We start from the raw sequence: 8,104 nt of genomic DNA on the forward strand, positions 1-8,104 counted from the left end.
TTTCTCTCATTATACAAGAAAGACCCTATAGAATAGACTTTTTTTTAAGTGTCTATTCTATAGGGTACATTTTACATAAAGAAGGATTATTTTCAAGAAGAGAAAAATTGACAGCGGATACAACGAATCTTTGGTTATACGAAGAAGACGATGCAATTATCGTCGGCGAAAATCGTAAATATCCGTGGAAACTGTATGGCATGTTTGGGGCATCAGCAACTTCTTACGGTGCGATTGGCGAAAATTATATTTTAGCGAGCGGCTTTGGAGCGAAAATGGCAGGCGGATCGTGGATTAATACTGGTGAAGGTGGCGTTATTCCAGAACATTTACATACAGGGGCGAATATCGTTGCGCAAATTGGTCCAGGACTATTTGGATACCGTGATGAGGACGGGAATTTTTCAATGGAGAAATTTATGGAGAAAGTGAAAGAAAGTAATATTAAAGCATTTGAATTGAAATTTGGGCAAGGTGCGAAAATACGTGGTGGTCATTTAGAGGGGCAAAAAGTAAATGAGAAAATTGCTTCTGTTCGGAATGTACGAGTAGGAGAAACGATTAATTCTCCGAATCGATTTTCATTTTTGAACAATGCGGCAGATACACTTTATTTTATTCAGCGTTTGCAAGAAACTGGCGGGAAACCAATCGGTATGAAAATTGTAATTGGACAGCAGGAGCCGTTGGAAGATTTATTTAAAACGATGAAAGAGTTAAATATCTATCCGGATTTTATTACAATTGACGGTTCAGAAGGTGGATCAGGAGCAACATATAAATCGATGGCAGATAGTATGGGGATGCCGCTTATTCCAGCGTTACTGACATGTATTGATACAGCGAATCAGTATGGTGTTCGTGATAAATTCAAAGTGTTTGCCTCGGGGAAATTAATTACACCAGATAAAGTGGCAATTGCTTTAGCGATTGGTGCAGATGCTGTAAACTCGGCACGTGGTTTTATGATGGCAAGCGGTTGTATTATGGCGCTTCAATGTAACTCTGGCCAATGTCCATCTGGTGTGGCCACGACGAATCCGCACTATCAAAAAGCGTTAGATCCGTATGAGAAGAAGTAGCGAGTTATGAATTATATTATTAGTATGAGATATAGTTTGTTTTCGTTAGCAGCAGCAGCGGGAGTAAAGAGTCCGCGTCATTTAACGAGGGAGCATATTGTATTTAAAGATGAGATGGGAGGGATAGTTCCTCTCTCAGAATTGTTTCCTACTAGTAAATAGAAGTAAGCTATGTTTAATAGATTAAAAGTCATACATTTGTATGGCTTATTTTTATTAAAAAAATAGGTGTTTTATTTTCTGAATATTTTTACTTTAATTTCTTTTAAAAACCGGGTAATCCACTGGGATAAAGGCGTTTATGAAGGTTTTCACATGCAGTAAAAAACACCTGTTCACTTGAAAGAACAAAAAATGTTTGTTAAGGTAGGGAACCATAAGCGAAAACAAGAAAATAGAAAAAGTCATTTTTCGAAATTTTGAATGGCTTATGTAACTAAGGGAGAGATTTGGTGAAGATTGAGATTATGGTTTCGCTTGCTATTTATATGGCAGGTATGTTGTATATCGGTTATTGGTCTTATAAGAAGACATCCGATTTATCAGATTATATGTTAGGCGGAAGGGGACTCGGTCCAGCAGTTACAGCTTTATCAGCTGGTGCTTCTGACATGAGTGGTTGGATGCTAATGGGATTACCTGGTGCGATGTATGCGACAGGGTTATCAAGTGTGTGGATTGCGATAGGTTTATTAATAGGTGCTTATGTAAACTATTTAATTCTTGCCCCGCGTTTGCGAACGTATACAGAAGTGGCTAATGATTCAATTACGATTCCAGACTTTTTAGAGAATCGATTTAAAGATCGTACGAAAATACTTCGTTTTGTCTCCGCTATCGTCATTTTAGTATTTTTTACATTTTATGCGTCGGCTGGTTTAGTATCAGGTGGACGTTTGTTTGAAAATTCTTTCAACCTTGATTATAAAATTGGTTTATTTGTAACTGTTGGTGTCGTAGTTGCTTATACACTATTCGGTGGTTTTTTAGCAGTAAGTTGGACCGACTTTGTGCAAGGGTGTATTATGTTTATTGCTCTCGTATTAGTACCAATTGTTGCTTTTACAGATGTCGGTGGTGTAACAGAAACATTCAATACGATTAAGCAAGTTGATGCATCGCATTTAGATATGTTTAAAGGGACCACAATTCTTGGTATTATTTCCTTTTTAGCATGGGGTCTTGGGTATTTTGGTCAACCACATATTATTGTCCGCTTTATGGCAATTACCTCTATTAAAGATTTGAAAACTTCTCGTAGAATCGGTATCGGTTGGATGACGATTTCAATTATAGGTGCAATGCTTACTGGTCTAGTTGGTATTGCTTATTACGCTAAAAATAATGCGACATTACAAGATCCGGAAATGGTCTTTGTAACATTCTCAAATATTTTATTCCATCCGTACATTACTGGATTTTTATTATCAGCTATTTTGGCTTCGATTATGAGTAGTATTTCCTCGCAATTACTTGTTATTTCAAGTGCAGTAACGGAAGATTTCTATAAAACATTTTTCCGTCGTAACGCAAGTGATAAAGAACTTGTATTTATCGGTAGACTGTCAGTTTTAGTAGTAGCTATGATCGCAGTTGTTTTAGCGTATCATCCAAGTGATACAATTTTAACACTCGTCGGTTATGCTTGGGCAGGATTTGGTTCAGCATTCGGACCTGCCATTTTATTAAGTTTATATTGGAAGAGAACGAACAAATGGGGCGTTCTTGCTGGGATGATTGTTGGTGCAGTAGTTGTAATTACTTGGGTACAAATTCCAAGTTTAAAAGCGACTATGTATGAAATGGTACCTGGATTCTTCTGTAGCTTATTAGCTGTGATTGTTATAAGTTTATTAACGAAAGAACCAGTTAAAGCAATTCATCGTGAATTTAATGAGATGGAAGCAGTGCTGGAAGAAGAAACGAAATGATTAGCGAAGAGAGTAAACGAAACTGGCGTTTACTCTCTTTTTATTTAAAATGAAAATAAGGAACTTGTTGACAACTAAAAGTAAGTAACTTATAATAAATTTGAGTTCGAGTTAATTTGTACTTTGAATAAAGATTTCAAATGGATTAAATATTTTTTTAATAATTATCTCGAATTTGAGATAATTTAAGGAACTGGAAGTTAATGTGTAATTTTAAAATCGATATCTTGAATTCGAGATAAAATTATCATGACGGATTTTACTAGTCAGTATGGACAAAATGAATAATGAATCTTAATGTAAAGCAATTTTTATAATGGAATAAAAAAGGAGTGGAAGAAATGGAAAAGAAAACAATGGGCATCCACCATATTACAGCGATTGTAGGGCATCCACAAGAAAATGTAGATTTTTACGCTGGTGTGTTAGGTTTACGTTTAGTGAAACAAACAGTGAATTTTGATGATCCAGGTACGTACCATCTTTATTTTGGTAATGAAGGAGGAAAACCGGGAACAATTATTACGTTTTTCCCATGGGCAGGTGCTCGTCAAGGAGTTATTGGTGACGGTCAAGTAGGAATCACTTCTTATGTTGTACCAAAAGGGGCAATGGAGTTTTGGGAAAATAGATTAGAAAAATTCGATGTTTCGTATACAAAAATGACTCGATTTGGGGAACAGTACTTAGAATTTGATGATCCACATGGTTTGCATATAGAATTAGTAGAAAGAGAAGAAGGCGAATTAAATAATTGGACTTTTGGGGAAGTTACGCCAGAAGTAGCAATTAAAGGATTTGGCGGTGCAGTTCTTTTATCAACGCAGCCTCAAAAAACTGCTGAACTGTTAGAACATATCATGGGTCTTGAGAAAATTGGAGAAGAGGGTGAATTTGTTCGATTCCGTTCTTCTGCTAATATTGGCAATATTATTGATTTGAAATTATCGACAATCGGACGCGGTCAAATGGGTGTTGGTACAGTTCATCATATTGCTTGGAGAGCGAGTGACGATGCTGATCAGCTAGACTGGAAAGAGCATGTGTCCCGTTTTGGATACCACGTAACTCCTGTACAAGATCGAAATTATTTTAACGCAATTTATTTTAGAGAACACGGTGAAATTTTATTTGAAATTGCAACAGATCCTCCTGGTTTCGCTCATGATGAATCGTTAGAGACGATGGGTGAGGAATTAAAGTTACCGGAACAATATGAACAACATAGAAAACAGATTGAACAAACGCTTTTACCATTTGAAGTGAGAAATTTAGATTAAAGTGATTGAAAGGGGAAAAGGATTATGATGAAACATGTTTTTCAAAAAGGAAAAGATACGTCAAAACCAGTGTTGTTATTACTTCATGGCACAGGTGGTAATGAATTAGATTTATTACCACTTGCAGAAATAATTGATCCGGAAGCGTCGGTATTAAGCGTTAGGGGAAATGTATTAGAGAATGGGATGCCACGTTTCTTCCGCCGATTAGCAGAAGGTATTTTTGATGAAGAGGATCTTATTTTCCGTACGAAGGAATTAAATGAGTTTTTAGATGAAGCTGCAAAAACATATGAATTTGATAGAAACAACATTGTAGCTATCGGTTATTCAAATGGAGCAAACATTGCGGCAAGCTTATTATTCCACTACGAAAATGCGTTAAAAGGTGCTGTGCTTCATCACCCAATGGTGCCTAGAAGAGGAACACAATTGCCTAATTTAGCTGGGAAATCCGTGTTTATTGCTGCTGGGACAAATGATCCAATTTGTTCATCTTCTGAGTCAGAGGAATTGAAGCTACTATTAGAAAATGCAAACGCTAATGTAACAATGCATTGGGAAAATAGAGGACATCAATTAACGATGGGTGAAGTAGAAAAAGCAAAAGAATGGTATGGAAAAACAGTTCTATAAGTATAAATAATAAAAGAAGCATCTGCTAATCGTTAGCAGATGCTTCTTTTATTATTTAAGACTGGATTGCAAGGTGAGGTGAAGAAAGTGGTAGGTGAATATCAACGACCGTACCTTTATTTAATTCACTTGAAATGTGTAATTTACCATGATGTTCTTCAATTATTTTGTAACACATCATTAATCCTAGCCCTGTGCCTTTTTCTTTTAAACTATAAAAAGGTTCGCCTAAACGGGAGATACGATCTTCTGGGATACCGCAACCTTCATCGATGATCCGTATTAAGATGAAATTACCCTCTAATGGTTTTGTTTGGATGAAAATATTTCCGCCATTTGGCATTGCTTCAATCGCATTTTTTAATATATTTATAAAAACTTGTTTTAATTGGTTACCGTCACATTGAATGTCATATACGTAATCAAAATGATCCATAATGATATGAACGCTATGCATAATTGCGGTTGGTAAAATAAATGTAACTACCTCTTCAATTAAAGTTTGTATGTTACAAGTTTGGATTGCTAATACTTGTGGTTTAGACATCGCCATAAATTGACTCGTGATAGATTCCATCTGTGAAATTTCACTTAACATAACATCGATATACCACTTCTGCTCCTCATTTATTTCAGGAAGTAGCAATGTTAGAAAACCTTTTAGAGAAGTGAGTGGATTTCGAATTTCATGAGCAATTCCAGCTGTCAGTTGTCCGACTACTGCGAGCTTTTCAGATTTTCGTAATAACTTTTCCGTTTCCTTTAGCTCAGTAATATCTCTTCCCATTACGATAAGACCTTTACGGGAGCCGTCAGGGTGATAGAGAGGAACTTTCGATATACTTAAGATTAGGTCGAAATCATCTCTATGAATAATAAATTCTTCACCATGAAGAATTTGTCTTTGTTGCCATGCTAATTCATCGACTTCTTCACAATGTAAAAAAGCTTCTCGGTACGCTTCATTATATTGAATGAGTTCACTATCTTTTTTTCCGTGGTAAGGTACATGATGGAAATTGAAGCAAGAAAGTGCGTAGTCATTTGCCTCAAGCCAGCGCCCTTCATGATCTTTAAATATAACAAACGCAGGCATGGAGTTTACTAATGTGCGTAATCTCTTCTCACTTTCTTTCAGCTTTTTCTCAATTCTTTCTGATTTTTCAAGAGGCTTCATAATGGCATATACGCCAGTTAGACGATTTTGGACAAAAATAGGAACTAGTTTTGTCACGACATCTAATAAGAATCCATCTTTATGATAAATAGATAAAATATACTCTTGTTGATTATCCGCTTCCGTATTCTTTATATTTTGTAATACTTGCTCAGAAATATGAGCTTCTAAAATCGAGGTAATGCTTTTTCGCTCTAATTCTGAAGAAGTGTAACCTAGTATTCTTTCAGCAGAAGGATTAGTGTGTATAATAATTCCCTCTAAATTTAATGAAATAATACCATCAGGGTTGTGTTCGAACAGAGATGCGTACATTTCTGCTAATGAACGATCTTGTATATGGTTTCGCAAACGTCTAGAAATGTTCGGATGACGTTTTTTTTGAGTTGATGAATATTTTTTACGACTCATAATAGTTCCTCCGTACAAATAGCATCTAAAAAGATTTGTCTATTCATAACTATAATATAGATGTAACGTGTATTTCTATAAAAAATGGAAGTTATATAATAAATTTTGTTTTCTTTATTTTGGAAAAGTACGTATAGGGTGGTAATAAGGGGAGCTTATATTGTTTTATAAATCATTTGTAAGTTACAGGAGTAGGTTTTCCTTATAACATTAGGGTAGAAGAGGGGGAGAGAAAATGAGAACTTATATTCAAGGGATCGATCATGTACAAGTAGCTGCGCCTGTAGGGTGTGAAGAAGAAGCGCGAGAGTTTTATAGTAATAAAATTGGTATGGAGGAAATCCCAAAGCCAGAGGAATTAAAGAAGCGCGGTGGGTGCTGGTTTAAGTGTGGAAATCAAGAGATTCATATCGGAGTTGAGCAAAACTTTACCCCAGCTAAAAAGGCACATCCGGCTTTTTATGTTTTAAACATAGATGAATTTAAACAAGCGTTAATACAGCAAGGCATTGAAGTAATAGATGATCATGCACGACCAGATGTAATTCGATTTTATGTGTCAGATCCGTTCGGAAATCGAATTGAATTTATGGAAAATAAAAACTAGGTGGAAATCCACCTAGTTTTTTAACCTTTTCTAAACAATCCTAATACTTCAACCGTTTCTGTAATGTTAACAAATGCATGAGGGTCAATTTCAGAAATTGTTAATTTCATACTTGCTAATTCTTCACGAGAAATGACTGTCATAAGTACACGTTTCTTTTCGCTAGAATAAGCACCTTCGCCATCAAGTAATGTAATGCCACGTACAACAGTTGAAAGAAGTTGTTTTTTCATTTTTTCTGCTTCATTTGTTACAATCATAAGTGTAACCTTCCGATGTTTCGTATGAATAGCATCAATAACTTTACCAGTTACATAAATCGAAAGTAAGCTTGTAAGAGCAACATCCCAAGTGAAGAAGAATCCTGCAATGATTACAACGACTGCATTTAAAATAATAAGGAATCCGCCAAGTTTAATATCTCTTTTGCGAGATAACAACATACCGATAATATCAAATCCACCAGTTGATCCATTACAGTTAAAAACAAGACCGATACCAGCTCCGGCAATAACACCACCAAAGATAGATGATAAAAGTGGATCTGTTGCTACGACTTTCACTGGAACATAGTATAATGCAACAGATAATACAATAACAGAGACAATCGTGTTAAAAATGACTTTTTTTCCAAGACCTATGTATCCTAAAATAAGGATAGGTAAGTTTAATACAAAGTTAATAATACCTGTGTTTACAGGAGTTACAATCCCTAAAATAATAGCAATTCCGCCAATTCCACTACTTAAAATTTTGTGGGGGATAAGGAAAAGATTAAAGGCAATCGCAATAATAATAGAACCAATAATAACACCAAGAAATCTGACCATCTCTTTCCCGTCCTTCACTGAAAAATTCATATTATTTCAAGATTATATATGATATTGAAAGTTTTGGGTAAAAACACATGCCCATCAACTTAAGAACGAAAACAAAATGAACTTTCGTTCAAACAAACTAAAAAACACGTAATGTACTTT

General features: G+C 35.4%; 6 protein-coding genes and 1 pseudogene. 5 read left to right on the plus strand and 2 right to left on the minus strand.

Annotated features, from left to right (window positions below):
• Positions 1 to 65: 65 nt before the first annotated feature.
• The 4 genes and pseudogenes from PDQ33_RS27305 to PDQ33_RS27320 form a co-directional block, all read left to right on the plus strand.
• Positions 66 to 1,244: pseudogene (locus PDQ33_RS27305) on the plus strand (glutamate synthase-related protein); the annotation flags it as partial.
• Between the two features lie 290 nt (positions 1,245 to 1,534).
• Positions 1,535 to 3,013 (plus strand): sodium/proline symporter PutP, encoded by a 1,479-nt coding sequence (putP, locus tag PDQ33_RS27310; RefSeq protein WP_000687615.1) that lies wholly within the window; start codon positions 1,535 to 1,537, stop codon positions 3,011 to 3,013.
• A gap of 341 nt (positions 3,014 to 3,354) precedes the next feature.
• Complete coding sequence (locus tag PDQ33_RS27315; protein ID WP_229132639.1) at positions 3,355 to 4,293, plus strand: ring-cleaving dioxygenase; 939 nt, start codon at positions 3,355 to 3,357, stop codon at positions 4,291 to 4,293.
• A gap of 24 nt (positions 4,294 to 4,317) precedes the next feature.
• Positions 4,318 to 4,929: an alpha/beta hydrolase gene (locus PDQ33_RS27320; protein WP_061131655.1), complete on the plus strand. Its 612-nt coding sequence runs from the start codon at positions 4,318 to 4,320 to the stop codon at positions 4,927 to 4,929.
• Between the two features lie 55 nt (positions 4,930 to 4,984).
• Here the strand turns inward: PDQ33_RS27320 and PDQ33_RS27325 are convergent, their stop codons facing one another.
• Positions 4,985 to 6,517, minus strand: coding sequence for a BA3702 family sensor histidine kinase (locus PDQ33_RS27325; RefSeq protein ID WP_000087671.1), 1,533 nt, complete (start codon positions 6,515 to 6,517; stop codon positions 4,985 to 4,987).
• A gap of 235 nt (positions 6,518 to 6,752) precedes the next feature.
• Between PDQ33_RS27325 and PDQ33_RS27330 the strand changes: the two genes are divergently transcribed.
• Complete coding sequence (locus tag PDQ33_RS27330; protein ID WP_001261472.1) at positions 6,753 to 7,124, plus strand: VOC family protein; 372 nt, start codon at positions 6,753 to 6,755, stop codon at positions 7,122 to 7,124.
• A gap of 20 nt (positions 7,125 to 7,144) precedes the next feature.
• Here PDQ33_RS27330 and PDQ33_RS27335 read toward each other — a convergent pair whose 3' ends face one another.
• Complete coding sequence (locus PDQ33_RS27335) at positions 7,145 to 7,954, minus strand: YitT family protein (RefSeq protein WP_000251335.1); 810 nt, start codon at positions 7,952 to 7,954, stop codon at positions 7,145 to 7,147.
• Between the last annotated feature and the right edge of the window lie 150 nt (positions 7,955 to 8,104).

The organism is Bacillus cereus group sp. Bc031 (assembly GCF_027716265.1).
Taxonomy (GTDB): Bacteria; Bacillota; Bacilli; order Bacillales; family Bacillaceae_G; genus Bacillus_A; species Bacillus_A paranthracis.

Excerpts from the sequence above, each read along its gene's own strand:
- PDQ33_RS27325 (WP_000087671.1), bottom strand. The coding sequence starts at position 6,517 with ATGAGTCGTAAAAAATATTCATCAACTCAAAAAAAACGTCATCCGAAC.
- PDQ33_RS27320 (WP_061131655.1), top strand. The coding sequence starts at position 4,318 with ATGATGAAACATGTTTTTCAAAAAGGAAAAGATACGTCAAAACCAGTG.
- PDQ33_RS27315 (WP_229132639.1), top strand. The coding sequence starts at position 3,355 with ATGGAAAAGAAAACAATGGGCATCCACCATATTACAGCGATTGTAGGG.
- PDQ33_RS27330 (WP_001261472.1), top strand. The coding sequence starts at position 6,753 with ATGAGAACTTATATTCAAGGGATCGATCATGTACAAGTAGCTGCGCCT.
- PDQ33_RS27335 (WP_000251335.1), bottom strand. The coding sequence starts at position 7,954 with ATGGTCAGATTTCTTGGTGTTATTATTGGTTCTATTATTATTGCGATT.